We start from the raw sequence: 26,909 nt of genomic DNA on the forward strand, positions 1-26,909 counted from the left end.
AACGCCTGGGCCATCGCCACCGTCGAGGACCTCGCCGGCTCCATCGAGTGCATGTTCTTCCCGGCGACCTACCAGCTCGTCTCGACCCAACTCGTCGAGGACGCCGTGGTGTTCGTCAAGGGACGCCTGGACAAGCGCGAGGACGTGCCCCGCCTGGTCGCAATGGAGCTCCAGGTGCCGGACCTGTCGAACGCGGGCACCAACGCGCCCGTGATCCTCACCATCCCGGCCACCCGGATCACCCCGCCGATGGTGAGCCGGCTCGGTGAGATCCTCAGCCACCACAAGGGCGAGAGCGAGGTCCGGATCAAGCTCCAGGGCCCGCGCAAGACGACCGTGCTGCGCCTCGACCGGCATCGCGTGAAGCCGGACCCGGCGCTCTTCGGCGATCTGAAGGTGCTGCTGGGCCCGTCCTGCCTGGCCGGCTGAGCGGCCGGCCGACGGGCAACTGACGTACGCGAGGGGCGCACCCGCAGCCGGGTGCGCCCCTCGGTGTGTGCCTGGGCTTCAACAGCCCGTTATGAAGATGTCAGTTGTGACCGAAGCGCTTCTGGCGCCCTTTGCGGGCCATGTCGCCGGGAGTCACCTGCGTGGCGTGCGGCTCGGTCTGCGTCTCCGTCGACGACGGCCGAGCCGCCTCCTGAGCACGCTCGGACTGCGGCTGCTTGCGTTCACGGTTCTTGTTCTTGGCCACGGTGATCTACCTCCTGCGGGGGATCTAGGGACCAGGGCCGGGATCAGATTCACATAGGCTGACGAAGAGCGCATGTCGGATAATTACCGTCTGTGACAGGGCTTGTCGGGGCGTGAAGCCCCGAAACGCCACGCCGAAGATCGAGTTCGGGCCGTTAACCCTCGCGTGGTCGGGCAGACTCGAAGCAAGCCCGAAGCAAACCTCCCGGAAAGAGGGTGGATCGCGTGGACCGCTGCATCGTCCTGGTGGACGCCGGGTATCTGCTGGGGGCCGCCGCGAGTCTCCTCGCCGGGGAGCCCTCACGGTCCCGCATCACCGTCGACCACACCGCCCTCATCCAGGGCCTGCGTGAACGCGCCGAGTCCGACACGGAACGGCCCCTGCTGCGCATCTACTGGTTCGACGGCGCCCCCGACCGCGTCCCGCAGCCCGAGCACCGCAGACTGCGCGTGATGCCCCGGGTCACCGTCCGGCTCGGCGCGCTGACCCGCAGCGACGGACGCTGGGCCCAGAAGGGCGTGGACGCCGCGATGCACGCCGAGCTGACCGAGCTGGCCCGCAACCGCGCCTGCTCCGACATCGTCCTGGTGACCGGCGACGGGGATCTGCTGCCGGGAATGATGGCCGCCAAGGAGCACGGCGTCGCCGTACACCTGTGGGCCGTGCAGGCTGCCGACGGGGACTACAACCAGTCCGAGGACCTGGTCGCCGAGGCCGACGAGCGGCGCGTGCTGGACCGTACGTGGATCACCAAGGCCGTGCGCGCCAAGGATCTCGGCGGGATCTGTGCGCCGCCGCCCGTGCCGCGGCCCGAGATCGCCGCGATCCTCTCCGCCCCGCTGCCCGAGTCCGCGCACCGCACGGCAGCCGAGCGGTCGGCCGAGGAGGAGCACGCCCCGGCGGCCACCGTCTCGGAGAACGGCACCCAGGAGCGGGTGCCCGCGACCGCCCCCAAGGGAGGGGTACCCACGCCGAAGGACCTGGCCGCGCTGCGCGCGCCCGGCGTCCAGCAGCCCGCCCAGCCCCCGCAGACCGCGACCCTGCGCTGGTCCTCCGACAAAGGGTGGGTCGACCGGCCCGGCGGCGCGGCCGAGCCGCCCGAGGTCGCCTCGATGCCCACGCTGGCGCAGCTGACCACGGCGGAGCAGCGGTGGGCGGACCGGGAGGAGGACATCACGACCGTCGGCGGCGATCCGTTTGAGGTCGGACAGGTGTTCGCGCGGCGGTGGATGGAGCGGCTCGGGGACCCGAGCCATCTGCAGAAGCTCTCCGGGATGTACCCGCGGGTCCCGCACCGGATCGACGGGGAGCTGCTGCGGTACGCCGCCCGGTTCGGGCTGCTCGCGCACAAGGACGACCAGATCGACGAGCACGACCGCTACGCGATCCGCGCCGGGTTCTGGCGGGAGATCGACGTGCGGACGGCCGCCGAGCACGCGTCCGCGGGGGAATGAGATCCTTACCGCCGGATATGCCGCAATGGGCCGCCCCGGGAGCGGACCGGGGTCGCGGACCCCGTAGTCTCGTCCCTTGTGAGTACGCGCGCGGCACAGGCACTTCGGCACGGTGACGCTGTCGTGTGCGCGGTGCGCGGGCTCGCCAAGACCTATCCGGCGGTACGGGGACGGCGCGGCGTTCCGGCGACACCCGAGGTCAGGGCCACCGACGACGTAGGGCTGGACATCCGGCGCGGGGAGATCTTCGGGCTCCTCGGGCCGAACGGCGCCGGGAAGACCACCCTCGTACGGCAGCTGACCGGGCTGATGCGGCCCGACCGCGGCAGCGTCGAGATCCTCGGGCACGACATCGTGCGCCACCCGGAGCGGGCCTCGCGGATCCTCGCCTACCTCGGGCAGGAGTCCACCGCCCTCGACGACCTGACCGTGTCGCTCGCCGCCGAGACCACCGGACGACTGCGCGGGCTGGAGTCGAGACAGGCACGCGCCGAGCGGGACGCCGTACTCGACGAGCTGGGCCTCACGCCGCTCGCCGGGCGGCCGCTCAGGAAACTGTCCGGCGGGCAGCGCCGCCTCGCCTGCTTCGCCGCCGCGCTGGTGGGACAGCGGCCGTTCCTCGTCCTCGACGAGCCGACCAGCGGCATGGACCCGGTGGCGCGGCGCGCGGTGTGGGGCGCCGTCGACCGGCGCCGGGCCGAGCACGGTACGACCGTGCTGCTCGTCACCCACAACGTCATCGAGGCCGAGACCGTCCTCGACCGGGTCGCCGTCCTGGACCGGGGACGGGTGATCGCCTGTGACACCCCCACCGGCCTCAAGGAGCAGGTCGCCGGCGAGGTGCGGGTCGACCTGGTGTGGCGCGAGTCCGCCCCGCTGCATGTCCCCGAGGTGGCTGCACTGCGGGACCGGGCCGTGGAGTCCGGACGCCGCTGGACGCTGCGGCTCGCCCCGGAGGAGGCCCGTACGGTCGTCGCCACCGTCACCGGCGGGTCCGCGTTCGCCGCGCTGGACGACTTCACGCTGACCACGCCGAGCCTGGAGGACGTGTACCTGGCGCTGGGCGGCGCCGCACGGCAGGGGCTGGTGAAGGCGTGAGCACGTTGAGCACCCGGACCGCCGTATCCGTACCGGACTGGACGACTGCCGGAGTGAAACCGAGAGAGGGGAGCCGCGCGACGTGAGTGTCGTACCCGCCGAGGTTCTGCCGGGCAGTGCCCTGGCCGTGGAGGAGACGGTCCGGGAGGCGGCCGAGCTCGGACCGCGTGCGCGGCTGTGGCCGGCGCTCGCGGCCGTGTACCGGGCGCAGCTGTCCCGTGCGCGGGTGGCGCGGATCCCGCTGCTGTTCGTGGCGACCTTCCAGTCGATCGGGATCATGATCCTGATGCGCGGGGTCGTGGACGGCGGGGGCGAGGCGCAGGCCGTGGTCGCCGGGTCTTCGGTGCTCGTCGTCGCGTTCGTCGCGCTCAACCTGCTCGCCCAGTACTTCGGCCAGTTGCGCGCCAGCGGCGGGCTCGACCACTACGCCACGCTGCCCGTGCCGCCGGCGGCCGTGGTGCTGGGGGCGGCGGGCGCCTACGCGTCCTTCACCGTGCCGGGGACCGTGGTGACCGCGGTCTTCGGATGCGTGCTGTTCGGGCTGCCGTTCGCGCACCTGTGGGTGCTGATCGCCGTCATCCCGCTCGCGGGCGCCGCGCTCGCCGGGCTCGGGGCCGCGCTCGGGCTGCTCGCGCCGCGTCCGGAGCTGGCCACGCTGCTGGGGCAGCTGGGCATGTCCGCGGCGCTGCTGCTCGGGGTCCTGCCCGCGGACCGGATGCCGGAGGCCGTGCGCTTCGCACGGGACCTGCTGCCGTCGACGTACGGCGTCGAGGCCTTCGCGCGGACCTTCGGGCCGAACCCCGACTGGGCGTTCGTGCTCGGCGACCTCGCCGTGTGCGGCGTGGTCGGCGTGGTCTCGCTGGCCGTCGCGACCTGGGCCTACCGCCGGGCGGCCGTCCGATGACGCGCCGCACAGGCGGGCCTGGCACGATGTCAGGGTGACCGCACCGTTGACTCCTCCTCCGCCGCCGCATGAACAGCCCGCACACAGTGCGTGGCAGGGTTCGCCTCCCGGGTACGTGGCTCCTGCGCCGGACGCGTCGGACGGCGCGCACGGTTCGTACGGACAGGACGGTCCCGGGATGAAGACCGAAGTGCGGGAGGCCGCCGTCATCACGGTGGCGGTGGCGCTCGGCGGGGTGCTGCTCGGGCTGCTGTGGTGGTGGCTGGCGCCGCACGTGCCGCTGGTCGGTGGCCTGGACGAGCAGGGCAGCTGGGTCGTCTACCTCAAGGACACCGAGGGCGAACAGGCGGTCGGTGTCGACGGAACGTTCACTCTGCTGGCGCTGGCCTTCGGCGTCGTGAGCGCGTTCGCCGTGTTCCTCGTGCGCAGGCGTGGGGGAGCGCCGCTGGTCGTGGCGCTCACCGTCGGCGGGCTGCTCGGGTCGCTGCTGGCCTGGCGGCTCGGCGTGTGGCTCGGGCCGGCGCAGGACGTCCTCGCGCATGCCAAGGAGGCCGGCAAGGGGGTCACGTTCTCGGCGCCGCTGAAGCTGGGCGCGAAGGGGGCGCTGCTGGCGTGGTCGCTGGCCGCGCTGGTCGTGCATCTGGCGCTGACGGCACTGTTCGGGCCCCGGGATCCGGACCCGTACGCCCACCAGCAGGGACCGGTCCCGAAGGACGGGTACGGGACCCCGCCGGCGTAGCCATCGGCTAGGCGGGCCGCCTTCCGTGGTTGGAACGACCCTTCTTGGTGCGCCACTTGCGTTTGCGCGTTTTCTTCGACATGTCCCTCGTGCTTAACCGAGGAACGGACCCGCGTCGAGGGGTCAGGCACGCCCGATGGGGGCCACCACCGCTTCCGTGAGCTTCGCCAGGTCATCGGGGGCGAGTTCGACCTCCAGGCCGCGGCGGCCCGCCGAGACGCAGACCGTCGGATGGGCGGCGGCCGTCTCGTCCAGGACCGTGGGCAGCTTCTTGCGCTGGCCGAGCGGGGAGATGCCGCCGCGGACGTACCCCGTGGTGCGTTCGGCGAGCGCCGGGTCGGCCATCGCGGCCCGCTTGCCGCCGACGGCCGCCGCGAGCGCCTTGAGGTCCAGCTGGCCGGCCACCGGGACGACGGCGACGGTCAGGGTGCCGTCGACGTCCGCGACCAGCGTCTTGAAGACCCGCTCCGGCGAGACGCCCATGGCCTCGGCCGCCTCCTCGCCGTACGAGGGGTGGGCCGGATCGTGGTCGTAGGAGTGCACCGTGTACGGCACTCCCGCGGCCGTCAGGGCCACCGTCGCGGGCGTGCCGCCCGACTGCTGCTGCTTCCTCGACTTCTTCACCATCGCGGCCTGATCCCGCCCGTTCCCCAGTGGTCGTACGTCAGTTGAGATTTGTCGGGGCCCGCGTCAGCTCCGCCGCGGGCAACGACGGCAGGTTACGGATGATCGCCGTCTCCGTGCGAAGGAGTTTCAGTTCCTCGCGCAGCCGGGACGCGGTGTCCGGAGCCTGGAGCAGGCGCTGCTTCGTCGGGATGTCCAGCATCATCGCGGCGGCCACGAGATACGAGACGACCGACGGTTCGTCCGGCAGGTCGGCGCCGGTGGACAGGGACCGCTCGCGCGCGCCCGCCAGGCGCTTCTGGTACTGACGGAACGCCCGCAGCACGCCCTCCGCCAGCGCCCCCGCCTCCTCGCCCGGATCCTCCTCCAGCTCCTCCAGCTCCGCCGTCAGGAACGGCCCCGACGCGTCGACCGACAGCAGCCGCACCCGGGCCGTGCCCGTCGCCAGTACCTCGAAGGTGCCGTCGGCCCGCTCCCGGACCGTGGCGGCGTCGGCGATGCAGCCGACCGAGTGGAACGCCTTGACCGGGTCGTCGCCGAAGCCGGCGGCGGCGCCCTGCTCGGGTACGGCGGTCTGGTCCGGCAGGCCGGGTGAGCTCGGTGCCACCTCGTGGCCGTCGCGGATCGCCACGACGGCGAACCGGCGCGGCTCGTCCTCGGGCGTCTTCAGCAACTCGCGCATCATGGCGCGATAGCGCTCCTCGAAAATGTTCAGCGGAAGGACGAGCCCCGGAAGCAGCACGGAGTTCAGAGGAAAGAGCGGCAGCCGGACGGTGGTCACGACGCAAAAGCCTAATGGTCGCCGGAGGGGGCGCGTCCGCCGTGCTCACTCCGTGGATGGCGGGGGACCGGGTTCCGGCCGACCTCGTTGCGGACCGCGTCGCGACGCGCGTCGCGGATCTCCTCGCGGATTTCGTCGCGGATCTCCAGGAACCGGCCGAGCGGGTCGTCCGAGATCCGGTCCCAGGGGAAGGAGGTGGCGTACGGACCGATCAGGCGCAGTTGCTCCGCGGCGTCCGTCCAGCGGTCCAGCCGTACCAGGACGTACATCAGCTTGTTCCGCACCTGGGCGGGCCACGGATCGGCCGCCGGGAACCGGGCGGAGAGCGCGATCGCCCGGTCGGCCGCCGCGTCCAGCCGCTCGCCCGGCACCTCGGGGCCGCAGCCGTCGGTGAGATAGGAGAAGGCCGCCCGCGCCGGGAGCGCCTGGACGAGGGAGTCGGCCGGAGCGTCCTGTGCGGCCAGCTCGGCGAAGTCGAAGCACGCGTGGTGGGAGCCGTGCCAGGAGGCGGCGAGGTAGCGCAGGGCCGCCACATGGCAGCCGTAGTGGTGCGGGTCGCGGCGGACCGCGGCCGCCCACAGCTCCTCGACGTACCTGGGCCCGGCCTGCGCGCCGCGCGCGTGGTCCAGCGCGATCCGCCACGGCACCGGGTCGCGGTCGTCGCCGTGCGCGGCAGCCGTGATCAAGGGGGTCGCCTGGCGGAGCAGCTCCGCCCGGGCCGGTGACTGCCAGGAGCGCTCCAGCACGAGCTGGGCGCCGACGAGCAGCGCATCCGGGTCGTGCGGGGCGGCCTTGCGCCAGTCCTCGTACCACTCGTCGCGCGAGCGTGCGAAGGTCGCAAGTCTCCGCGCGTAGCGGTCGCGGTATTCCCAGTCGGCGCCGGTGCGGGTGGCGGCGAGCAGGTCCGCGGCGGGCCGGTACTCGCCCTGCGCGGCCGCGACCAGGGCGGGGCCGAGCCGGTCGTCGGGCGCGTCGAGAAGCGCCTCGTCGGCGGCGGGGTCGGCGGGCGGTCCGACGGCGAGGCGCGAGGGCTTCCGGGGCATCCGCGAGGAGCGGATGAAGGGGGGCAGGAGAGCCATGGTGTCGACCATTGAAAGACCGCAGGTCAACGGAGCGCCAGAGCGAACGGACAACTCGTGAAAAGTTGTACGCGCTACAGTCAAGGACAAGTAAAAAGGTGAGCATTCAACAACTGGTCCGGCGTACGGCCCCGCAAGCCCGCTAGCTGCGCCGCAGCAGTCGCGTGGCCCCCGCCGCCACCGTCGTCGCCAGGATCCAGCCCAGCAGGACGATCGCGGCGGCCAGCCACTGCCAGCCGCCGCTCAGCTGCCAGAACCCGACCTGCCCGAGATCGATGACCGGCAGGAGCAGGTCGAGCGCGAACAGGGCGGGGTTCCAGTCCGGATGCTCGCCGCGCTTGAGCGGCGGATGACTGGCGTGCGCGAAGGCCACCGAGCTCGCCGCCCACAGCACCGCCATCCATACGGCGGCCCGGCCCGGCCGGTATCCGTAGGCGACCGTCCAGTCCTGCACGTACCCCCACAGCTTGGCGGCGATCGGCAGGCTCTCGCGGCGGCGGCGCTGCTTGGCGAGCAGCACCTCGCGGGCGTCCTCGTCCTCGCCGCCGGTCCGCAGCACGGCGGCCAGTCGCTCGTACGGCTCCGGGTTGTACTCGGCGGTCGCGGCCGCCACCCACTCCAGCCGCTCGTTCAGCGGGAACGGGCCGCGCGGCACCAGGTTCTCGTAGCTGAAGCCGCCCATGTGCAGCCGGCCCGGGCCCGGCCAGGCGTCCGCCCGGTCCATCAGGTTGACGACCCGCGCCCCCGACAGCACCACCGTGCCCCGCGCCGGCCGCTCCCCGAGGAAGCGCAGCTCGGGCGTCTGCAGGCGGCGCAGGGACAGCTCCTGCTCGTCGGTGAGGGTGAACCGGGCCCGCTCCAGGTCGACCGCGTCCCCGAACCGCCCGTCGTCCAGGCGCAGCCCGCCCTGGCACTCGAACCGCTGGATGCGCGTCCCGCGCGCGGGTGTCGTGCCGCTCAGCAGGATGTTGCCGACGCCCGCCGGGGTCAGGTACAGCGAGCGCTCCACGGTCAGCTGCGGGGCGTTCAGGGCGAGCCGCGAGTACGGGTTGACCAGCCGGGCGCCGCGCAGGCTCAGCGAGACGCCGATCTTGGCGCTGCGCAGGCTCAGCTCGCCGTGCGACTCCAGCATCTCGGCCTGGAGGTCCTGGCCGACGGTCATGCCGTCCGCGGCGATCGAGCGTCCGCTGCGGTCGCGGTAGACGATCGCCTGGTTGAGCAGCAGATCAGTGCCGATCTGCGCGTCGGTGAGCCGTATGCCGTTCTGGAAGCGGCAGCGCGGCAGGTGCAGATCGCCCTCGGTGTGCACCCGGGCCGCCTCCAGACGCGGCACCGAGCACTCCACCATCCGTACGGTCGTGAAGTGGGCCTCCGGCAGCAGGACGTCTTGCTCGAAGCGGCAGCCGCGCATCTCGACGTACGGCACCACCGTGCCGCCCGCGAGGTCCAGGGTGCCGCTGATCTGCACCCCGGCGAGCTTCAGGGAGGACACGCGGCCCGCGAGCGCGGGCGGTCCGTCCAGGAGCAGCCAGCACACGATGCGGGCGCGCACGGTGCGCTCGGGCCCCCAGGGGTGCCCGCCGTGCGGATCGTCGACAACTGTGTCGCCGCTGCTCAGGTCGTACACGCTGCCGTTGCGGAAGGCCTGCCACATTCCGGCCTCGGCGGCGGTCAGGTCGTCCGGCAGGTCTCCGTCGTCCCGGATGCCGGCCCCCTCGGTCACCAGTCTTCCGTCCTCCCCAGTAGTTCTTCCCCAGTTGTTCTTCGTCGTTTCGTACAACTGTTCATGCCCGCTGGGTGACGCCCCGAACGCCCAACGTGAAGGGGATCTTCCGGGTTCCCGTCGCGGTCTGTATCAGCCATTGATACGCGCGAACGACGCGCAATCCCGGTCTGAGAGAATTGACGACGTGATCTCTCGAATCGATCTGCGAGGCGACGCCCTTCCCGAGGGCCCCGCCCTGCGCGACCTGCTGCCCCGAGCCGACTTCGACGTCTCGGCCGCCCTGGAGAAGGTGCGTCCGATCTGCGAGGCCGTGCATCATCGGGGCGACGCGGCGCTGATCGACTTCGCCGAGAAGTTCGACGGGGTCAGGCTCGACCAGGTACGCGTGCCCGCCGCGGCACTCACCCGCGCCCTCGAGGAACTCGACCCCGCGGTGCGCGCGGCCCTTGAGGAGTCCATCCGCCGCGCCCGTCTCGTCCACCGCGAGCAGCGCCGTACGACGCACACGACCCAGGTCGTGCCCGGCGGTTCGGTGACCGAGAAGTGGGTGCCGGTCGACCGGGTCGGGCTGTACGCGCCCGGCGGCCGGTCCGTCTACCCCTCCTCCGTGATCATGAACGTGGTGCCCGCGCAGGAGGCCGGCGTCGAGTCGATCGCCCTCGCCTCCCCGGCGCAGGCCGACTTCGGCGGCCTGCCGCACCCGACGATCCTCGCCGCCTGCGCGCTACTCGGGATCGACGAGGTGTACGCGGCCGGCGGCGCGACCGCCGTCGCGATGTTCGCGTACGGCACCGAGTCCTGCCCGCCCGCCAACATGGTCACCGGCCCCGGCAACATCTGGGTCGCCGCCGCCAAGCGCTACTTCACCGGCAAGATCGGCATCGACGCCGAGGCCGGCCCTACCGAGATCGCGGTCCTCGCGGACGACACCGCCGACCCGGTGCACGTCGCCTCCGACCTGATCAGCCAGGCCGAGCACGACCCGCTGGCGGCCGCCGTGCTCGTCACCGACTCCGTCGAGCTCGCGGACGCGGTGGCGAAGGAACTGGAGCCGCAGGTCGCGGCCAGCAAGCACATCGAGGACCGGATCGTTCCGGCCCTGAGCGGCAAGCAGTCCGCGATCGTGCTGGTCGACGGCATCGACGAGGGACTCAGGGTGGTCGACGCGTACGGCGCCGAGCACCTGGAGATCCAGACGGCCGACGCGGCCGCGGTGGCCGACCGGGTCCGCAACGCCGGCGCGATCTTCATCGGCCCCTGGGCGCCGGTCTCGCTCGGCGACTACGCGGCCGGGTCCAACCACGTGCTCCCGACCGGCGGTTGCGCCTGTCACTCCTCCGGGCTGTCCGTGCAGTCCTTCCTCCGGGGCATCCACATCGTCGACTACACGAAGGACGCGCTGGCCGACGTGGCGCATCACGTGGTGACGCTGGCGGAGGCGGAGGACCTGCCCGCGCACGGCGCGGCGATCAAGGCGAGGTTCGGGTGGAAGGTGCCTGAGAACAAGTGAGCTTCGGAATCGACGATCTCCCCGTACGGGACGAGCTGCGCGGCAAGTCGCCCTATGGCGCGCCCCAGTTGGACGTGCCCGTACGGCTGAACACCAACGAGAACCCCTACCCGCTGCCCGAGCCGCTGGTCGAGCGGATCGCCGAGCGCGTCCGCGAGGCGGCCCGCAACCTCAACCGCTACCCGGACCGGGACGCCGTGGAGCTGCGCACGCGGCTCGCCGCGTACCTGACGGACACCTCCGGTCACCAGGTCGGCCTGGCCAACGTCTGGGCGGCGAACGGCTCCAACGAGGTCATCCAGCAGCTGCTGCAGACCTTCGGCGGACCGGGCCGTACGGCGATCGGCTTCGAGCCGTCGTACTCGATGCACGGTCTCATCGCGCGCGGGACGGGCACGGGCTGGATCTCCGGCCCACGCAACGAGGACTTCACGATCGACCTCGCGGCCGCCGAGAAGGCGATCGCCGAGAACCGGCCGGACGTCGTCTTCATCACCACCCCCAACAACCCCACGGGCACCGCGGTCCCGCCGGAGACGGTCCTCGCGCTGTACGAGGCCGCCCAGGCCGCGGGGCCCTCGATGGTCGTGGTCGACGAGGCGTACATCGAGTTCAGCCACGGCGACTCGCTGCTGCCGCTCATCGAGGGCCGGCCGAACCTCGTCGTCTCGCGGACGATGTCGAAGGCGTTCGGCGCGGCCGGCCTGCGCCTCGGCTATCTCGCCGCGCACCCGGCGGTCGTGGACGCCGTCCAGCTCGTACGGCTGCCCTACCACCTTTCGGCGATCACGCAGGCGACCGCGCTGGCGGCCCTGGAGCACACCGAGACGCTGCTCGGCTATGTCGAGCAGTTGAAGGCCGAGCGGGACCGGCTGGTCTCCGAACTGCTGGCGATCGGCTACGAGGTCACCGCGTCGGACGCCAACTTCGTGCAGTTCGGGCGGTTCGACGACGCCCATGTGGTGTGGCAGCAGATCCTCGACCGGGGTGTCCTGGTCCGGGACAACGGGGTGCCGGGATGGCTGCGGGTCACCGCGGGGACCCCCGCCGAAAACGACGCGTTCCTCGACGCGGTCCGTGAGTTGAAGAAGGAGCAGAGCGCATGAGCCGCGTGGGACGTGTGGAACGGGTGACCAAGGAGACCTCGGTCCTCGTCGAGATCGATCTCGACGGGTCCGGCAAGGTCGACGTGTCGACAGGGGTCGGTTTCTACGACCACATGCTCGACCAGCTCGGCCGGCACGGTCTGTTCGACCTGACCGTGAAGACCGAGGGCGACCTGCACATCGACTCGCACCACACCATCGAGGACTCCGCCCTCGCGCTGGGCGCCGCCTTCAAGCAGGCCCTCGGCGACAAGGTGGGCATCTACCGCTTCGGCAACTGCACGGTGCCGCTGGACGAGTCCCTCGCCCAGGTCACCGTCGACCTGTCCGGCCGCCCCTACCTCGTGCACACCGAGCCCGAGAAGATGGCGCCGATGATCGGCGAGTACGACACCACGATGACCCGGCACATCCTGGAGTCCTTCGTCGCCCAGGCGCAGATCGCCCTGCACGTGCACGTGCCCTACGGGCGCAACGCGCACCACATCGTGGAGTGCCAGTTCAAGGCGCTGGCCAGGGCCCTGCGCTACGCCTGCGAGCGCGACCCGCGCGCGGCCGGCATCCTGCCTTCGACGAAGGGCGCGCTCTAGCCATGAACGGCACCTCGACCGTCCTGATCGTCGTCGGCCTCTTCCTCCTCGGCGGCATCTACTCCTTCGTCAAGCAGCAGATGCCGAAGAACCTCATCGTGCTGCTGTCCATCGGCGCCGCGATGTGTCTCGTCGCGGGCGTCATGAGGCTGGAGGTGTGGAATTGAGCGCACGATCGAAAAAGGTCGTCGTCTTCGACTACGGCTTCGGCAACGTCCGCTCCGCCGAACGCGCCCTCGCCCGTACCGGTGTCGACGTCGAGATAACCCGTGACTTCGACCGGGCCATGAACGCCGACGGCCTGCTGGTGCCGGGCGTCGGCGCCTTCGCCGCCTGCATGAAGGGCCTCAAGGAGGCGCGCGGCGACTGGATCGTCGACCGGCGCCTGTCCGGCGGACGCCCGGTGATGGGCATCTGCGTCGGCATGCAGATCCTCTTCGCGCGCGGCATCGAGCACGGCGTGGAGACCGAGGGCCTGGACGAGTGGCCCGGCTCGGTCGAGCCGCTGCAGGCCCAGATCGTGCCCCACATGGGCTGGAACACCGTCGACGCCCCGGCCGACTCGCAGCTCTTCGCCGGGCTGGACGCGGACGCGCGCTTCTACTTCGTGCACTCCTACGCCGTCCACGACTGGAGCCTCCAGACGCACAACGCGGCGATCCGGGCCCCCAAGGTCACCTGGTCGACCCACGGCAAGCCCTTCGTGGCCGCCGTGGAGAACGGCGCCTTGTGGGCCACTCAGTTCCACCCCGAAAAGTCCGGCGACGCCGGAGCGCAGCTGCTGAACAACTGGATCGGAACCCTCTGATGTCTTCCAACCCCTCGGGACGGCTCGAACTCCTGCCCGCCGTGGACGTCCGCGACGGCCAGGCGGTCCGGCTCGTCCACGGCGAGTCCGGCTCGGAGACCTCGTACGGCTCCCCCCTGGAGGCGGCCCTCTCCTGGCAGCGCTCGGGCGCCGAGTGGCTGCACCTCGTCGACCTGGACGCCGCGTTCGGCACCGGCGACAACCGCGCCCTGATCCGCGAGGTCGCCGAGCGCATGAAGGACCTGCAGATCAAGGTCGAGCTCTCCGGCGGCATCCGGGACGACGCCACGCTCGCCGCCGCCCTGGCCACCGGCTGCACCCGGGTGAACCTCGGCACGGCCGCCCTGGAGACCCCTCAGTGGGTCGCCAAGGTGATCTCCGAGTACGGCGACAAGATCGCGGTCGGGCTCGACGTACGCGGCACGACCCTGCGCGGGCGCGGCTGGACCAGCGACGGCGGAGACCTCTACGAGACGCTGGAGCGCCTCGACAAGGAGGGCTGCGCGCGGTACGTGGTGACGGACATCGCCAAGGACGGCACACTGCAGGGCCCGAACCTGGAGCTGCTGCGCAATGTGTGCGCGGCGACCGATCGGCCGGTCGTGGCCTCCGGTGGCGTGTCGTCGCTGGACGACCTGCGGGCCATCGCCGAACTGGTACCCCTCGGTGTCGAGGGCGCCATCGTCGGGAAGGCCCTGTACGCGAAGGCGTTCACCCTCGAAGAGGCCTTGGAGGCGGTAGACCGGTGAGCGATCTGCGACGCGTCACGACCGGCGCGCCCTGGGAGGAGACCTTCGGGTACTCCCGTGCGGTGGAACTGCCGAACGGCCTGGTGCTGGTCTCCGGCTGCACGTCGATAGTGGACGGCCAGATCGCCGGGGGCGACCCGCACGAGCAGACGATCAACGCCTTCAACGTCGCGTTCGCGGCGCTCGGGCAGCTGGGCCTCGGCCGCGAGGACGTCGTACGGACGCGCATGTACATCACCCATGCCCGGGACGTGGAGGACGTCGGACGCGCTCACAAGGAGCTGTTCGACGACGTCCGGCCCGCCGCATCCATGATCATCGTCTCCGGCTTCGTGGACCCCAGCCTGGTGGTCGAGGTCGAGGCGGAGGCATTCCGCTCCGGCGGAGAACACGGAGCACCCGCATGACCCTGGCCGTACGAGTCATCCCCTGCCTGGACGTGGACAACGGCCGGGTCGTCAAGGGCGTCAACTTCCAGAACCTGCGCGACGCGGGCGACCCCGTCGAGATGGCCAAGGTGTACGACGCCGAGGGCGCCGACGAGCTGACGTTCCTCGACATCACCGCCTCGTCGGGCAACCGCGAGACGACGTACGACGTGGTGCGCCGCACCGCCGAGCAGGTCTTCATCCCGCTCACGGTCGGCGGCGGCGTCCGCATGGCCGAGGACGTGGACAAGCTGCTGCGGGCGGGCGCCGACAAGGTGGGCGTCAACACGGCGGCCATCGCCCGTCCCGACCTCATCCGCGAGATCGCCGAGCGCTTCGGCCGGCAGGTGCTGGTGCTGTCGGTGGACGCCCGCCGAACCGAGTCCGGGTCCTTCGAGGTCACCACGCACGGCGGCCGCAAGGGCACCGGCATCGACGCCGTCGAGTGGGCACACCGGGCCGCCGAGCTGGGCGCGGGGGAGATCCTGCTCAACTCGATGGACGCGGACGGGACGAAGGACGGCTACGACCTGGAGATGATCGCCGCCGTCCGCAAGCACGTGACGGTTCCGGTGATCGCCTCCGGTGGCGCGGGCAAGCTCGCCGACTTCCCGCCGGCGGTCGCGGCGGGCGCGGACGCGGTGCTCGCGGCGTCGGTCTTCCACTTCGGGGATCTGCGCATCGGCGAGGTGAAGCAGGCGCTCCGCGAGGCGGGGCACTCGGTCCGCTAGCAGCCCTGGCCGCCAGGCGTGTTCGCCTGGCCTGTTCGCCTTGCGCAAGCCGACATGAAAAGGAAAGTTGCGCAATTTTAATTGTGCAACTTTCCTTTCGTGTCTACGGTGGAACGCATGACGGCCAAGGGGAACCGCCCCATCACGGACATGGACACGCTCAAGGCGCTGGCTCATCCGCTGCGCATGAAGCTGTACCGAGCGCTGTACGTGGCACGCACGGCGACCGCCTCCCAGCTTGCCGACCAGGTCGACGAGGCCGTCTCGCTCGTCAGCTACCACCTGCGCAAGCTCGCCGGGCACGGGCTGATCGAGGAGGCCGAACCGCAGAGCGGGGACGGCCGGGAGCGGTGGTGGCGGCCCGCCTCGGAAGGCCTGAGCATCCGCGACAAGGACTTCCGGGACGCCCCCGAGAAGGCGGCCGCCCACCTGTCGGCCACCCGGCTCTTCCACGAGCAGCGCGCCGACATGTACCGGCGCTACCTCGACGAACGCCCCACCTGGGGCGCCGAATGGAACTCCGCCGCTCCCGACAACGAGTCCCTGCTGCGGCTGACGCCCGCCGAACTCGCCGAGCTCGGCGAGGAACTGCTCGCCCTCGCCAAGAAGTACGACGAGAAGGGCCGGGCCGCCGAGGCCGCCGGTGACACCGAAGGGCGCGAGAACGTCGCACTGCACGTGTACGGGTTCCCGTTCCGCGTTTGAGAGAGGCCACCTGCGTGACCGCCACCGCGCCCGTGACATCCGGGCGACTCGCCCCCGGGCTCCCCGCCCACCGTGACGGCAACGTGCTGCGCTGGCTCGCCGCCTACACCGCCTCGATGATCGGCGACAGCGTCTACTACATCGCCCTGTCCTGGGCGGCCGTACAGGCCGGGACGCCCTCGCAGGCCGGCGTGGTCATGGCGGTGAGCGCCGTGCCGCGGGCGCTGCTGATGCTGGGCGGGGGAGTGATCGCCGACCGGTTCGGGCCGCGCAGGGTCGTCATCGGCAGTGACGCGGTGCGATGCGTGGCCGCGCTCGCGGTGGCGGCGCTGCTGTTCTTCACCAGCCCCGGACTGTGGCCGCTGGCCCTGCTCGCCCTGGTCTTCGGCACCGTCGACGCCGTGTTCATGCCGGCCGTGGGTGCCCTCCCCGCGCGCGTGACGAGCCGCGACCAGCTCGCGCGCGTGCAGGGCATGCGGGGCCTCGGCATCCGCTTCGCGAGCGTCGTCGGCGCCCCGCTCGGCGGTCTCGCGGTGGCGGTCGGCGGCGCGCCGGCGGCCTTCGGGCTGGCCGGCCTGCTGATCGCGGTGTCGGTGCCGCTGCTGGTCTCCGTACGGCTGCGGGATCTGCCCCCGGACCACAAGGCGGCCGCCCGCGCCGACACCGCCTGGCGCGACCTGGTGGCCGGACTGCGCTACATACGCCGGCACCGCGTGCTCGCCCCGCTGATGCTGGCCATCGCCCTCGGAGACCTCGGCTTCGTCGGCCCCCTCAACGTCGGCCTGACCCTGCTCGCCGACGAGCGCGGCTGGGGCGCCTCCGGCATGGGCTGGGTGCTCGCCGGGTTCGGCACCGGCGCGGGCGCCGCCTCTCTGCTGCTGACCGTGCGCGGGCGCCTGCCGTACGCCGGGCAGGTCGCGGCGTACACCATCCTCGCGGGCTCGGTCGCGATCGGCGCCCTCGCCTTCGTCCCGGGTGTCCTCGCGGCCGTCGGGGTGGCCCTTCTCGTCGGGCTGCTCGCCGGGCTCAGCGGCGCCATGTGCGGCGCGCTGCTGCAGACCCAGGCCGACCCCGTCTATCTGGGCCGGGTCACCGCCGTGTCCGGCCTGGTGAGCCTCGGCTTCGCCCCACTGAGCATGCCGCTGTCCGCCGCCGCCATCGGCGCCTGGGGGACCGGCCCGGTCTTCGTCGTCAGCGCCGTGGTCTGCGGGCTCGGCGGGCTCGTCGCCCTGGGCGTACGGGACCTGCGGCGCGCGGAACTGCCCCGCTGAGGCGCCGTCCGCCCCTTCTCGGATACCGATTCTCAGATACCGAGCTGCTTCGACCCGTGCAGCTTGTCGATGGCCTCCTTGTCGCCGTCCAGCTCGACCTTGGCCTCGTTCTGGCGGCCGTACAGGAACAGCAGCAGCTCCGAGGGCTCGCCGGTCGCCGTCACGACCGGCGCGCCCCGGTGGGCGACCGCTGTCTGGCCGTCCGGGCGGCGCAGCACCAGGCCCGTGGGCACGCTGCGGCCCATCAGGCGCGCGGTGCGCTCCAGGCGGGACCACAGGGCGTCCTGGAAGACCGGGTCGAGCTCGCGCGGCGACCAGTCCGGCTGGGCGCGGCGGACGTCCTCGGTGTGCACGTAGAACTCGATGGTGTTCGAGGCCTCGTCGATCTGCTTGAGGGAGAAGGGCGAGAACCGGGGCGGGCCGGTCCGGATCAGCTGGATCAGCTCTTCGTACGGCTTGGCCGCGAACTCGTCCATCACCTTCTCCAGGCGTGGCCCGAGCTGCTTGATCAGCATCCCGCCGGCCGCGTCGGGACGGCGCTCGCGCACCACCACGTGCGCGGCCAGGTCACGGGTGAGCCAGCCCTCACACAGGGTCGGGGCCTCCGGGCCCGCGGCCTCCAACAGGTCGGCGAGGAGAAGTCGTTCACGCTTGGCGAAAGTCGACATGACGCCAGCCTACGGCCGTCCCCGCGGTCCGCACAGTGGACACCCCACAGTGACTGTCAGTGGCGGGCGGCACAATGGCATCCATGAGCAGCAGCACGCCCAGCCGGACCAGCCGGCTCGACCCCGAGATCGCCGCCCGCCTCAAGCGCAGCGCCGACGGCCTCGTGCCCGCCATCGCCCAGCAGTACGACACCGGAGAGGTGCTGATGCTCGGCTGGATGGACGACGAGGCGCTGCACCGCACCCTGACCACGGGCCGCTGCACCTACTGGTCGCGCAGCCGCCGGGAGTACTGGGTCAAGGGCGACACCTCCGGCCACTTCCAGTGGGTCAAGTCCGTCGCCCTGGACTGCGACGCGGACACCGTGCTGGTCAAGGTCGACCAGGTCGGCGCCGCCTGCCACACCGGCGCGCGCACCTGCTTCGACGCCGACGTGCTGGTCAAGGACGCCGGTTCCGGCGTACCGGCCGCGGATCAGTAAGGTCAGCCGCCATGGACCTCGAGACCTTCCGCAAGCTGGCCACCGACCGCCGGGTCATCCCCGTCAGCCGCAAGCTCCTCGCCGACGGCGACACCCCGGTCGGGCTCTACCGCAAGCTCGCCGCCGAGCGGCCCGGCACCTTCCTGCTGGAGTCCGCGGAGAACGGCCGTTCCTGGTCCCGGTACTCCTTCGTCGGCGTCCGGTCCGCGGCCACCCTCACCGCGCGCGACGGACAGGCCCACTGGCTCGGCGCCCCGCCCGTCGGTGTCCCGGTCGACGGAGACCCCCTGGCCGCCCTGCGTGCCACCATCGAGGCCCTGCACACCCCCCACCAGGAGGGCATGCCGCCCTTCACCGGCGGCATGGTCGGCTACCTCGGCTACGACATCGTGCGCCGCCTGGAGAAGATCGGCCCCGGCGAGCGCGACGACCTGCAGCTGCCCGAGCTGACCATGCTCCTCACCAGCGACCTCGCGGTGATGGACCACTGGGAGGGCTCCGTCCTGCTGATCGCCAACGCGATCAACCACAACGACCTCGACACGGGCGTCGACGAGGCCTACGCGGACGCGGTGGCCCGCCTGGACGCGATGGAGGCGGACCTCTCGCGCGCGGTGGCCCAGCCGCCGGCCGTCCTGCCTCCCTCCGAACTCCCCGAGTACACCGCCCTGTGGGGCGGCCCCGACTTCCAGGAGGCCGTCGAGGACATCAAGGAGCGCATCCGCGCCGGCGAGGCCTTCCAGGTCGTCCCCTCCCAGCGCTTCGAAACGCCGTGCACGGCAAGCGCGTTGGACGTGTACCGGGTGCTGCGGGCCACCAACCCCTCCCCGTACATGTACCTGTTCCGCTTCGACGGCTTCGATGTCGTCGGCTCCTCCCCCGAGGCCCTGGTCAAGGTCGAGGACGGGCAGGCCATGGTCCACCCCATCGCCGGCACCCGGCACCGCGGCGCCACTCCGCAGGAGGACCAGGCCCTCGCCGACGAGCTGCTCGCCGACCCCAAGGAGCGCGCCGAGCACCTCATGCTGGTCGACCTGGGGCGCAACGACCTGGGACGCGTCTGCGAACCGGGCTCGGTCGAGGTCGTCGACTTCATGTCCGTCGAGCGGTACTCGCACGTCATGCACATCGTCTCGACGGTCACCGGCAAGATCGCCGCCGGCCGTACCGCCTTCGACGTCCTGACGGCCTGCTTCCCGGCGGGCACCCTCTCCGGCGCCCCCAAACCCCGTGCCATGCAGATCATCGACGAACTGGAGCCGTCCCGGCGCGGTCTGTACGGCGGCTGCGTGGGCTACCTGGACTTCGCCGGCGACTCCGACACCGCCATCGCCATCCGTACGGCCCTGCTGCGGGGCGGCACGGCCTACGTCCAGGCGGGCGCCGGCATCGTCGCCGACTCCGACCCGCTCGCCGAGGACCAGGAGTGCCGCAACAAGGCGGCGGCGGTCCTGCGCGCGGTCCACACGGCCAACCGGCTCGCAAAGTAGGACGGGTGTCACTCAACCCCGAGTGAGGGTTCGCCCGGGGTTCAGGCGATAGTGGGGTACGTGACTGCCGTACCTCCCCCCCGTTCCGAAGCCGCAGGCCCCGCCCGGGCCGGCCGCCGGAGTCTTGCCGTGGCCCTGCTCAGCGGGGCGCTCGGCGCGGCCGTGGCGTTGCTCGCCACCCGGCAGCAGTGGTCGGAGGGCACCGCGACGGTGGCCGGCGGCAACTTCCCGCTGACCGCGAAGGGCAGCGACGTCACGGGTGTGCCCGCGTCCCTCGCCATAGTGGGCCTCGCCGCGCTCGTCGCCGTCTTCGCCGTCCGCCGGGCCGGCCGCTTCCTGGTCGCCGCCCTGCTCGCGCTCTCCGGCGTCGGCACCATCGCGGCGGCCCTCCTCGGTGTCAACGACAGCTCCGCGCTCGACGAGCAGGCCGCGAAGGCCTCCGGCGACACCTCGGCCACCGTCGACACGCTCTCCCACACCGCCTGGCCCTACGTCGCGGTCGCCGGCGGTGTCCTGCTGCTCCTGGCCGGTCTGCTCGCCCTGCGCTACGGCCGCCTGTGGCCCGCGATGTCCGGCCGCTACGAGCGCTCCGGCACCCCCCGTCCCCGCCGCCAGGCGCCCGTGGTCGACCCCGACCGCCCCGAGGACATGTGGAAGGCCCTGGACCGGGGCGAGGACCCGACCGGCGCGTAGGCCTCCGGCGGTCGCGCGGTCAAGGCGGCTACGGGGGTGGGGGGTTCGGTGATGTGCCGGGTGCGGGTGCGTGGGGGCTGGTCGCGCCCACGCGGCGGAGCCGCATATCGATGCAGCCCCGCGCCCCTGGTGGGTGCGGCCGACGGGCCCTTGTCAGGTGCCGTCCGCCCGCAGACGCTCCGCCCCGACGCGCGAGGGGCGACCCCCGGGCACCCGGCACGTGCGCGTGCGGAACAATGGAGCCCAGAGCGTCCGGCTCGGACACGTACACAGCAACGAGGAGCAAGTCATGGCGGGCAGCAGCCACGGTCACACCCCGGCCGCCTGGACCGGTGTCATCATCGCCTTCATCGGTTTCACCGTCTCCGGCGCCTTCATGGTGCTGGCCCAGCCGGCGGGCTTCTGGGGCGGCCTGGTGATCGTGGTCCTCGGTGGCGTGGTCGGCTGGATCATGCGGGCGATGGGCATGGGCCAGCCGAAGAACACCCACACGCCGCACCAGGTCACGGACGAGCGCGAGCCGGCGAGCGTCGAGCGCTGATCGCGTACGCCTTCGTGGAGGGGCGGCCCGGCGTGCTGCCGGGGCCGCCCCTCACGCGCGCCCGGGGACCCGCGCAGGGCACAATGCCAGCGTGAACGCCGACAGCCAGAGGACCCCGGGCACCCCTGGGACACAGCCCTCCGACGGGGGGTCCGTGCTGGGGCGGCTGGCCGTGCCCGCGGGAGTGCTCGCGGCGGTCGTCGGGGCCTTCGCGTACGTGGGGACCGTCGACCCCAACCAGCCCGGCCACTACCCGGTCTGCCCGCTGTTGCGCCTCACGGGCATCTACTGCCCCGGCTGCGGCGGGCTGCGCAGCGCGCACGCCTTCATCCACGGGGACTTCGTCACGGCGCTCGGCGACAACGCGCTGGCCGTCGTCGGCTACTTCGCCTTCGCGGTGGTGTGGACCGTCTGGGTGGTCCGTGCGGTGCGCGGGCGGCCGGCGAGGATCGTTCTCGGGCCGGTGCAGCTGTGGAGTCTCGGCGCGTTGGTGCTGGTCTTCACGGTTGTCCGGAACCTGCCCTTCGGTGGCTGGCTACACCCTTGATCAATTCACGAAGGTCCAGGTAGTGGGACCGGCGTCAACTGGATGCGAGGCCTACGCCCTCCTCCGGATACCATCGGAGTGACCACCGGTTTCGTCTGATGAGCCGGTCCGGTGACAGAAGCTCAACCGCTTGAACAGTCAACCGTCTGGAAGGGGGCCGCTCGCGTGAGTGTGCTCGACGAGATCATCGACGGAGTCCGTGCCGACCTCGCGGAACGGCAGGCGCGCGTCAGCCTCGACGAGCTCAAGGAGCGCGCTGCGAAGGCTCCCGCGGCGAAGGACGGACTGGCCGCCCTCAGGGGCGACGGCGTCAAGGTCATCTGCGAGGTCAAGCGCTCCAGCCCGTCCAAGGGCGCGCTGGCCGCGATCGCCGACCCGGCCGGCCTGGCCGCGGACTACGAGGCGGGCGGCGCGGCCGTCATCTCCGTACTGACCGAGGAGCGCCGCTTCGGCGGCTCGCTGGCCGACCTGGAGGCGGTCCGCGCGCGGGTGGACATCCCCGTCCTGCGCAAGGACTTCGTCGTCACCTCGTACCAGCTGTGGGAGGCCCGGGCCTACGGCGCCGACCTCGTGCTGCTCATCGTCGCCGCCCTGGACCAGCCGGCCCTGGAGTCCCTCATCGAGCGCGCCGAGTCCATCGGGCTCACCCCGCTCGTCGAGGTGCACGACGAGGACGAGGTGGAGCGCGCGGTGGACGCGGGCGCCAAGGTGATCGGCGTCAACGCCCGCAACCTGAAGACCCTGGAGGTCGACCGCACGACCTTCGAGCGGGTGGCACCGGAGATTCCCGACAACCTCGTCAAGATCGCCGAGTCCGGCATCCGCGGCCCGCACGACCTCATCGCGTACGCCAACGCCGGCGCCGACGCGGTCCTGGTGGGCGAGTCCCTGGTGACCGGCAAGGACCCCAAGACGGCGGTCGCCGACCTGGTGGCGGCGGGCGAGCACCCCGCCCTCCGGCACGGCCGCAGCTGACGGTTCGCTAGGCTGACCCCGATGACGCTCCCGATCACCCTGACGGCCCCGGACCGGTACGCCCGCCTGGCGCGCGGCTGCCGCCCCCGGGGCTGCCGCGCGCCCGCGCGCAGGGTGCACGGGCGCCGGGTTCGGTACGTCATCGGTGACGAGCCGGGGCAAGTGAACGGCATGCGATGGCAGCGCCCCGTCAGGGGCGCGGGGCAGTTCTGAACATGCGGCTCCGCCGCGTGCGCGCGACAAGCCACAGCCGGCCCGCGGCCGACTGACGACCCCCGCCCCCACGGCGATCAGTGTTTTTTCCCAACACTCACCGTGAGGTCCAAGCATGCCCAGCGAGTTCTTCATCCCCGACCCCGAGGGTCACATCCCCAGCGCCGAAGGCTACTTCGGCGCGTTCGGCGGCAAGTTCATCCCGGAGGCCCTCGTCGCCGCCGTGGACGAGGTCGCCGTCGAGTACGAGAAGGCGAAGGGGGACCCCGAGTTCGCGCGCGAGCTCGACGACCTCCTCGTCCACTACACCGGCCGGCCCAGCTCCCTCACCGAGGTGCGGCGGTTCGCCGAACACGCCGGTGGCGCCCGGGTGTTCCTCAAGCGCGAGGACCTCAACCACACCGGCTCACACAAGATCAACAACGTGCTCGGCCAGGCGCTGCTCACCAAGCGCATGGGCAAGACGCGCGTCATCGCGGAGACCGGCGCCGGTCAGCACGGCGTCGCGACCGCCACCGCCTGCGCGCTGTTCGGGCTCGAGTGCACCATCTACATGGGCGAGATCGACACCAAGCGCCAGGCCCTCAACGTGGCCCGGATGCGCATGCTCGGCGCCGAGGTCATCGCCGTGAAGTCCGGCAGCCGCACGCTGAAGGACGCGATCAACGAGGCATTCCGCGACTGGGTCGCCAACGTCGACCACACCCACTACCTGTTCGGGACCGTGGCCGGACCGCACCCCTTCCCGGCCATGGTGCGCGACTTCCACCGGGTGATCGGCGTCGAGGCCCGCCGCCAGATCCTGGAGCGCGCCGGCCGTCTCCCCGACGCCGCCATCGCCTGCGTCGGCGGCGGCTCCAACGCCATCGGCCTGTTCCACGCCTTCATCCCGGACGCGGACGTACGCCTCGTCGGCTGCGAGCCCGCCGGGCACGGCGTGGAGACCGGCGAGCACGCGGCCACCTTGACCGCCGGCGAGCCCGGCATCCTGCACGGGTCGCGGTCGTACGTCCTCCAGGACGAGGAGGGCCAGATCACCGAGCCGTACTCGATCTCGGCCGGACTCGACTACCCCGGCATCGGCCCCGAGCACTCCTACCTCAAGGACAGCGGCCGCGGCGAGTACCGCGCGGTCACCGACGACGCGGCCATGCAGGCCCTGCGTCTGCTGTCGCGGACCGAGGGCATCATCCCGGCCATCGAGAGCGCCCACGCGCTGGCCGGTGCCCTGGAGGTCGGCAAGGAGCTGGGCAAGGACGGGCTGATCGTGATCAACCTGTCCGGGCGCGGCGACAAGGACATGGACACGGCCGCCCGCTACTTCGACCTGTACGACACCGACGCCGAGGTCGCCGCCGACCAGGACAGCGACACCGCCGAGATCGAGGGGGACGCCAAGTGAGCGGCAACATCCAACTGCTGGCCGACACCCTTGCCGCCGCCAAGGCGGAGGGGCGTTCCGCTCTCATCGCCTACCTCCCGGCCGGGTTCCCGACCGTGGACGGCGGCATCGAGGCGATCAAGGCCGTCTTCGACGGCGGCGCCGACATCGTCGAGGTCGGTCTGCCGCACAGCGACCCGGTCCTCGACGGGCCGGTCATCCAGACCGCCGACGACATCGCCCTGCGCGGCGGCGTCAAGATCGCGGACGTCATGCGGACGGTCCGCGAGGCGCACGCGGCGACCGGCAAGCCGGTGCTCGTGATGACGTACTGGAACCCGATCGACCGCTACGGCGTCGAGCGCTTCACCGCCGAGCTCGCCGAGGCGGGCGGCGCCGGGTGCATCCTGCCCGACCTGCCGGTGCAGGAGTCGGGGCTGTGGAGGGAGCACGCGGAGAAGCACGGGCTCGCGACGGTCTTCGTGGTGGCGCCCAGCAGCAAGGACGAGCGGCTCGCCAAGATCACCGCGGCGGGCAGCGGGTTCGTCTACGCCGCCTCACTCATGGGCGTCACCGGCACCCGCGCGTCCGTCGGCGCACAGGCCCAGGACCTGGTCGAGCGCACCCGGGCCACCGGCACCGACCTGCCCGTCTGCGTCGGCCTCGGTGTCTCCAACGCCGAGCAGGCCGCCGAGGTCGCAGGCTTCGCCGACGGCGTGATCGTCGGCTCGGCCTTCGTCAAGCGGATGCTGGACGCGCCGGACGACGCGGCCGGCGTCGAGGCGGTCCGCGCGCTCGCCGGTGAGCTCGCCAAGGGAGTGCGCGGAAAGGCGTAACAAGGCAGGACATTTCGTACGGGTCACTCGAACGGGTGGACCTGGGACCGGGGAGGCGCGGTGCGCCTTCCCGGTTCGTTCTGCGGGATGTGAGCGAGAAGAATCGAGAGGGAAAGCGCACCGCCCGGGAGCGGCTGGCGGAGGAGCGCGAGAAACAGAAGTCCGCGGAGAAGCGGCGCCGGGTGCTGATCGTGGGCGCGAGCGTGGTCTGCGTCCTGGGCCTCGCGGCGGTGATCGGCGTGGTCGCGGCGAACGTGGGCAAGGACGACGGCAGCGACTCCGCGGGCCCGGTCGTGGTGCCCTCGGGGGCCCAGGGCAAGGACGGCCTCGCCATCCCGGCCGGCAAGGAGAGCGCCAAGTCGACGCTCACCGTCTGGGAGGACTTCCGCTGTCCGGCCTGCAAGGCCTTCGAGACGGCGTACCGGCCGGTGATCCACGAGCTGACGAACTCCGGCCAGCTGAAGGTGGAGTACCACCTGGCGACGATCATCGACGGCAACATGGGCGGCACCGGCTCCCGCACCGCGGCCAACGCGGCGGCCTGCGCCCAGGACGTCGGCAAGTTCACGGCGTACCACGACGTGCTGTTCGACAACCAGCCCGCGGAGACCGACGACGCCTTCGCCGAGAACAGCAAGCTCATCGAGCTGGCCGGCAAGGTCGACGGCCTCGACACCACCGCGTTCCGTACGTGTGTCGAGAAGGGCACCCACAACAGCTGGGTCGAGAAGTCCGCCGCGGCCTTCCGCAACGGCGGCTTCAGCGGCACGCCGACCGTGATCCTGAACGGCAAGAACATCTACCAGGACCAGACGATGACCCCGGCGAAGCTGAAGCAGCTGGTACAGGAGGCCGACAAGGCGTGACCAGGGGATGAGGAGGTTCCACACCCGCCCGTTATGGACCCGTAGCCGGGCTGCCTGCCGTGGGCCCGGTCCGGCAGGGTAGCGTCGACCCTGCCATGGAACTTGCCTACATTCCCAGCCCGTCGCGCGGGGTGCTGTACATCGGCCCTATTCCGCTGCGCGGCTACGCGTTCTGCATCATCATCGGCGTCTTCGTAGCCGTCTGGCTCGGCAACAAGCGCTGGCTCGCCCGGGGCGGGCGGGCCGGCACGGTGGCCGACATCGCGGTCTGGGCCGTGCCGTTCGGTCTCGTCGGCGGCCGGCTCTACCACGTGATCACGGACTACGAGCTGTACTTCAGCGAGGGCCGTGACTGGGTGGACGCCTTCAAGATCTGGGAGGGCGGCCTCGGCATCTGGGGCGCGATCGCGCTCGGCGCGGTGGGTGCGTGGATCGGCTGCCGCCGCCGGGGCATCCCGCTGCCCGCCTGGGCCGACGCCCTCGCTCCCGGCATCGCCCTCGCCCAGGCGATCGGCCGCTGGGGCAACTGGTTCAACCAGGAGCTGTACGGCAAGGAGACCGACCTCCCCTGGGCCCTGCACATCACGTCCTCCGCGGACGGCCGGGTGCCCGGCTACTACCACCCGACGTTCCTGTACGAGTCGCTGTGGTGCATCGGCGTCGCCCTCCTCGTCATCTGGGCCGACCGCCGCTTCAAGCTGGGCCACGGGCGGGCGTTCGCGCTGTACGTCGCCGCGTACTGCGCGGGCCGGTTCTGGATCGAGTACCTGCGCGTCGACGACGCCCACCACATCCTGGGCCTGCGCCTGAACAACTGGACCGCGCTGTTCGTGTTCGTGCTCGCGGTGATCTACCTCGTGCTGTCGGCGAAGAAGCGGCCGGGACGGGAGACGGTGGTCGAGCCGGGTGCCTCCGACGACGGAACCGACGGTGACAGTGCCTCCGGCGCTAGGGCCGAGGACGACGGCGACGGGGAGACCGAGGTGTCCGACGCGAAGGCCGAGGAGAAGGCCGACGCGAAGGCCGAAGAGGCCGCGGAGAAGGACGAGGCCGGGTCGGGGAAGAAGACCTGACGGTCGGTTGTACGTCGATGAGGGCGCCCGGGATCTTCCTGGGCGCCCTCGTTGCGTGTGGGGCTAGGGGGGCTAGGGGGTGTTTCGAAAGTCCTGTGCGGTGCCCGCGGTGTCCGGTGCGTGCTCTCGGTGTGCCGGACGGAAGGC

32 protein-coding genes are annotated in these 26,909 nt (G+C 71.8%); 26 read left to right on the plus strand and 6 right to left on the minus strand.

What is annotated here, in order from left to right; genetic code table 11:
• A partial coding sequence (locus AC5P09_RS45645) for an OB-fold nucleic acid binding domain-containing protein (protein ID WP_493879587.1) occupies positions 1–429 on the plus strand: 429 nt, incomplete at its 5' end.
• 100 nt (positions 430–529) lie between these two features.
• On the opposite strand, the gene AC5P09_RS45650 is transcribed toward AC5P09_RS45645, so the two are convergent.
• Complete coding sequence (locus AC5P09_RS45650; protein WP_493879588.1) at positions 530–694, minus strand: hypothetical protein; 165 nt, start codon at positions 692–694, stop codon at positions 530–532.
• 224 nt (positions 695–918) lie between these two features.
• Between AC5P09_RS45650 and AC5P09_RS45655 the strand changes: the two genes are divergently transcribed.
• The 4 genes from AC5P09_RS45655 to AC5P09_RS45670 all read left to right on the plus strand — a co-directional run bounded on the left by AC5P09_RS45655 (position 919) and on the right by AC5P09_RS45670 (position 4,889).
• Positions 919–2,148, plus strand: coding sequence for an NYN domain-containing protein (locus AC5P09_RS45655; protein ID WP_493879589.1), 1,230 nt, complete (start codon positions 919–921; stop codon positions 2,146–2,148).
• Positions 2,149–2,271: 123 nt separating this feature from the next.
• A complete protein-coding gene (locus AC5P09_RS45660; protein WP_493879612.1) occupies positions 2,272–3,246 on the plus strand; it encodes an ABC transporter ATP-binding protein in 975 nt (324 codons plus the stop codon).
• Positions 3,247–3,328: 82 nt separating this feature from the next.
• On the plus strand, positions 3,329–4,150 hold the full coding sequence (locus AC5P09_RS45665) for an ABC transporter permease (RefSeq protein ID WP_266441037.1): 822 nt from the start codon (positions 3,329–3,331) through the stop codon (positions 4,148–4,150).
• Positions 4,151–4,184: 34 nt separating this feature from the next.
• Positions 4,185–4,889, plus strand: a complete 705-nt coding sequence (locus tag AC5P09_RS45670) for an AAA family ATPase (RefSeq protein WP_493879590.1) — start codon at positions 4,185–4,187, stop codon at positions 4,887–4,889.
• 123 nt (positions 4,890–5,012) lie between these two features.
• On the opposite strand, the gene ybaK is transcribed toward AC5P09_RS45670, so the two are convergent.
• From ybaK to AC5P09_RS45690, 4 genes are all read right to left on the minus strand, one after another.
• A complete protein-coding gene (ybaK, locus tag AC5P09_RS45675) occupies positions 5,013–5,516 on the minus strand; it encodes a Cys-tRNA(Pro) deacylase (RefSeq protein WP_493879591.1) in 504 nt (167 codons plus the stop codon).
• A gap of 37 nt (positions 5,517–5,553) precedes the next feature.
• The gene (locus AC5P09_RS45680; protein ID WP_493879592.1) at positions 5,554–6,294 is read right to left on the minus strand and encodes an LON peptidase substrate-binding domain-containing protein; all 741 of its coding nucleotides are present in this window, start codon (positions 6,292–6,294) and stop codon (positions 5,554–5,556) included.
• 11 nt (positions 6,295–6,305) lie between these two features.
• Positions 6,306–7,385: a hypothetical protein gene (locus AC5P09_RS45685; protein WP_493879593.1), complete on the minus strand. Its 1,080-nt coding sequence runs from the start codon at positions 7,383–7,385 to the stop codon at positions 6,306–6,308.
• Positions 7,386–7,515: 130 nt separating this feature from the next.
• Positions 7,516–9,096: an oxidoreductase gene (locus AC5P09_RS45690; protein WP_493879594.1), complete on the minus strand. Its 1,581-nt coding sequence runs from the start codon at positions 9,094–9,096 to the stop codon at positions 7,516–7,518.
• Between the two features lie 187 nt (positions 9,097–9,283).
• Here AC5P09_RS45690 and hisD point away from each other — a divergent pair, with 187 nt between their 5' ends.
• The 10 genes from hisD to AC5P09_RS45740 all read left to right on the plus strand — a co-directional run bounded on the left by hisD (position 9,284) and on the right by AC5P09_RS45740 (position 16,997).
• A complete protein-coding gene (hisD, locus tag AC5P09_RS45695; RefSeq protein WP_493879595.1) occupies positions 9,284–10,609 on the plus strand; it encodes a histidinol dehydrogenase in 1,326 nt (441 codons plus the stop codon).
• Positions 10,606–11,715: a histidinol-phosphate transaminase gene (locus AC5P09_RS45700; protein WP_493879596.1), complete on the plus strand. Its 1,110-nt coding sequence runs from the start codon at positions 10,606–10,608 to the stop codon at positions 11,713–11,715. Before hisD ends, AC5P09_RS45700 begins: the two co-directional genes overlap by 4 nt.
• Positions 11,712–12,305: an imidazoleglycerol-phosphate dehydratase HisB gene (gene hisB / locus AC5P09_RS45705; RefSeq protein ID WP_266828393.1), complete on the plus strand. Its 594-nt coding sequence runs from the start codon at positions 11,712–11,714 to the stop codon at positions 12,303–12,305. The genes AC5P09_RS45700 and hisB overlap by 4 nt, the downstream gene beginning before the upstream one ends.
• A 2-nt stretch (positions 12,306–12,307) precedes the next feature.
• Complete coding sequence (locus AC5P09_RS45710) at positions 12,308–12,472, plus strand: hypothetical protein (RefSeq protein ID WP_053749565.1); 165 nt, start codon at positions 12,308–12,310, stop codon at positions 12,470–12,472.
• Positions 12,463–13,113, plus strand: coding sequence for an imidazole glycerol phosphate synthase subunit HisH (gene hisH, locus AC5P09_RS45715; protein ID WP_493879597.1), 651 nt, complete (start codon positions 12,463–12,465; stop codon positions 13,111–13,113). Before AC5P09_RS45710 ends, hisH begins: the two co-directional genes overlap by 10 nt.
• A complete protein-coding gene (gene priA, locus AC5P09_RS45720; RefSeq protein WP_493879598.1) occupies positions 13,113–13,862 on the plus strand; it encodes a bifunctional 1-(5-phosphoribosyl)-5-((5-phosphoribosylamino)methylideneamino)imidazole-4-carboxamide isomerase/phosphoribosylanthranilate isomerase PriA in 750 nt (249 codons plus the stop codon). Before hisH ends, priA begins: the two co-directional genes overlap by 1 nt.
• Positions 13,859–14,269, plus strand: a complete 411-nt coding sequence (locus AC5P09_RS45725) for a RidA family protein (RefSeq protein ID WP_493879599.1) — start codon at positions 13,859–13,861, stop codon at positions 14,267–14,269. Before priA ends, AC5P09_RS45725 begins: the two co-directional genes overlap by 4 nt.
• Positions 14,266–15,021 (plus strand): imidazole glycerol phosphate synthase subunit HisF, encoded by a 756-nt coding sequence (hisF, locus tag AC5P09_RS45730; RefSeq protein WP_493879600.1) that lies wholly within the window; start codon positions 14,266–14,268, stop codon positions 15,019–15,021. The genes AC5P09_RS45725 and hisF overlap by 4 nt, the downstream gene beginning before the upstream one ends.
• 117 nt (positions 15,022–15,138) lie before the next feature.
• The gene (locus tag AC5P09_RS45735; protein ID WP_493879601.1) at positions 15,139–15,726 is read left to right on the plus strand and encodes an ArsR/SmtB family transcription factor; all 588 of its coding nucleotides are present in this window, start codon (positions 15,139–15,141) and stop codon (positions 15,724–15,726) included.
• A 14-nt stretch (positions 15,727–15,740) separates the two neighbouring features.
• Positions 15,741–16,997, plus strand: a complete 1,257-nt coding sequence (locus tag AC5P09_RS45740) for an MFS transporter (protein WP_493879602.1) — start codon at positions 15,741–15,743, stop codon at positions 16,995–16,997.
• A gap of 32 nt (positions 16,998–17,029) precedes the next feature.
• Here AC5P09_RS45740 and AC5P09_RS45745 read toward each other — a convergent pair whose 3' ends face one another.
• Positions 17,030–17,665 carry a TIGR03085 family metal-binding protein gene (locus tag AC5P09_RS45745; RefSeq protein ID WP_266441089.1) on the minus strand — a complete coding sequence of 212 codons (636 nt, stop codon included), beginning with the start codon at positions 17,663–17,665 and terminating at the stop codon, positions 17,030–17,032.
• A 74-nt stretch (positions 17,666–17,739) separates the two neighbouring features.
• Here AC5P09_RS45745 and hisI point away from each other — a divergent pair, with 74 nt between their 5' ends.
• From hisI to lgt, 11 genes are all read left to right on the plus strand, one after another.
• The gene (gene hisI, locus AC5P09_RS45750) at positions 17,740–18,147 is read left to right on the plus strand and encodes a phosphoribosyl-AMP cyclohydrolase (protein ID WP_493879603.1); all 408 of its coding nucleotides are present in this window, start codon (positions 17,740–17,742) and stop codon (positions 18,145–18,147) included.
• An 11-nt stretch (positions 18,148–18,158) separates the two neighbouring features.
• Entirely contained in the window at positions 18,159–19,637 is a 1,479-nt protein-coding gene (locus AC5P09_RS45755; RefSeq protein ID WP_493879604.1) for an anthranilate synthase component I, read from the plus strand.
• 51 nt (positions 19,638–19,688) lie between these two features.
• Entirely contained in the window at positions 19,689–20,330 is a 642-nt protein-coding gene (locus AC5P09_RS45760) for a TIGR02234 family membrane protein (protein WP_266441098.1), read from the plus strand.
• 289 nt (positions 20,331–20,619) lie between these two features.
• Positions 20,620–20,871: an HGxxPAAW family protein gene (locus tag AC5P09_RS45765; RefSeq protein WP_266441101.1), complete on the plus strand. Its 252-nt coding sequence runs from the start codon at positions 20,620–20,622 to the stop codon at positions 20,869–20,871.
• 91 nt (positions 20,872–20,962) lie between these two features.
• Positions 20,963–21,418: a DUF2752 domain-containing protein gene (locus AC5P09_RS45770; protein WP_493879605.1), complete on the plus strand. Its 456-nt coding sequence runs from the start codon at positions 20,963–20,965 to the stop codon at positions 21,416–21,418.
• Positions 21,419–21,583: 165 nt separating this feature from the next.
• Positions 21,584–22,393: an indole-3-glycerol phosphate synthase TrpC gene (trpC, locus tag AC5P09_RS45775; protein ID WP_493879606.1), complete on the plus strand. Its 810-nt coding sequence runs from the start codon at positions 21,584–21,586 to the stop codon at positions 22,391–22,393.
• A gap of 21 nt (positions 22,394–22,414) precedes the next feature.
• Positions 22,415–22,606 (plus strand): tryptophan biosynthesis modulator TrpM, encoded by a 192-nt coding sequence (gene trpM / locus AC5P09_RS45780; protein ID WP_493879607.1) that lies wholly within the window; start codon positions 22,415–22,417, stop codon positions 22,604–22,606.
• Between the two features lie 115 nt (positions 22,607–22,721).
• A complete protein-coding gene (gene trpB / locus AC5P09_RS45785) occupies positions 22,722–24,008 on the plus strand; it encodes a tryptophan synthase subunit beta (protein ID WP_493879608.1) in 1,287 nt (428 codons plus the stop codon).
• Entirely contained in the window at positions 24,005–24,823 is an 819-nt protein-coding gene (gene trpA / locus AC5P09_RS45790) for a tryptophan synthase subunit alpha (RefSeq protein ID WP_493879609.1), read from the plus strand. The genes trpB and trpA overlap by 4 nt, the downstream gene beginning before the upstream one ends.
• Before the next feature lie 89 nt (positions 24,824–24,912).
• Positions 24,913–25,689 carry a DsbA family protein gene (locus tag AC5P09_RS45795; protein ID WP_493879610.1) on the plus strand — a complete coding sequence of 259 codons (777 nt, stop codon included), beginning with the start codon at positions 24,913–24,915 and terminating at the stop codon, positions 25,687–25,689.
• A 95-nt stretch (positions 25,690–25,784) separates the two neighbouring features.
• On the plus strand, positions 25,785–26,762 hold the full coding sequence (gene lgt, locus AC5P09_RS45800) for a prolipoprotein diacylglyceryl transferase (RefSeq protein ID WP_493879611.1): 978 nt from the start codon (positions 25,785–25,787) through the stop codon (positions 26,760–26,762).
• Positions 26,763–26,909: the final 147 nt, after the last annotated feature.

It is taken from the genome of Streptomyces sp. a15 (genome assembly GCF_059026085.1).

Coding starts and splice junctions, on each gene's coding strand:
- hisI (WP_493879603.1), top strand. CDS start 17,740: ATGGCATCCATGAGCAGCAGCACGCCCAGCCGGACCAGCCGGCTCGAC.
- AC5P09_RS45745 (WP_266441089.1), bottom strand. CDS start 17,665: ATGTCGACTTTCGCCAAGCGTGAACGACTTCTCCTCGCCGACCTGTTG.
- AC5P09_RS45735 (WP_493879601.1), top strand. CDS start 15,139: ATGACGGCCAAGGGGAACCGCCCCATCACGGACATGGACACGCTCAAG.
- hisB (WP_266828393.1), top strand. CDS start 11,712: ATGAGCCGCGTGGGACGTGTGGAACGGGTGACCAAGGAGACCTCGGTC.
- AC5P09_RS45765 (WP_266441101.1), top strand. CDS start 20,620: ATGGCGGGCAGCAGCCACGGTCACACCCCGGCCGCCTGGACCGGTGTC.
- trpB (WP_493879608.1), top strand. CDS start 22,722: ATGCCCAGCGAGTTCTTCATCCCCGACCCCGAGGGTCACATCCCCAGC.
- AC5P09_RS45710 (WP_053749565.1), top strand. CDS start 12,308: ATGAACGGCACCTCGACCGTCCTGATCGTCGTCGGCCTCTTCCTCCTC.
- trpM (WP_493879607.1), top strand. CDS start 22,415: ATGACGCTCCCGATCACCCTGACGGCCCCGGACCGGTACGCCCGCCTG.
- hisF (WP_493879600.1), top strand. CDS start 14,266: ATGACCCTGGCCGTACGAGTCATCCCCTGCCTGGACGTGGACAACGGC.
- ybaK (WP_493879591.1), bottom strand. CDS start 5,516: ATGGTGAAGAAGTCGAGGAAGCAGCAGCAGTCGGGCGGCACGCCCGCG.
- priA (WP_493879598.1), top strand. CDS start 13,113: ATGTCTTCCAACCCCTCGGGACGGCTCGAACTCCTGCCCGCCGTGGAC.
- lgt (WP_493879611.1), top strand. CDS start 25,785: ATGGAACTTGCCTACATTCCCAGCCCGTCGCGCGGGGTGCTGTACATC.
- AC5P09_RS45685 (WP_493879593.1), bottom strand. CDS start 7,385: ATGGTCGACACCATGGCTCTCCTGCCCCCCTTCATCCGCTCCTCGCGG.
- AC5P09_RS45755 (WP_493879604.1), top strand. CDS start 18,159: ATGGACCTCGAGACCTTCCGCAAGCTGGCCACCGACCGCCGGGTCATC.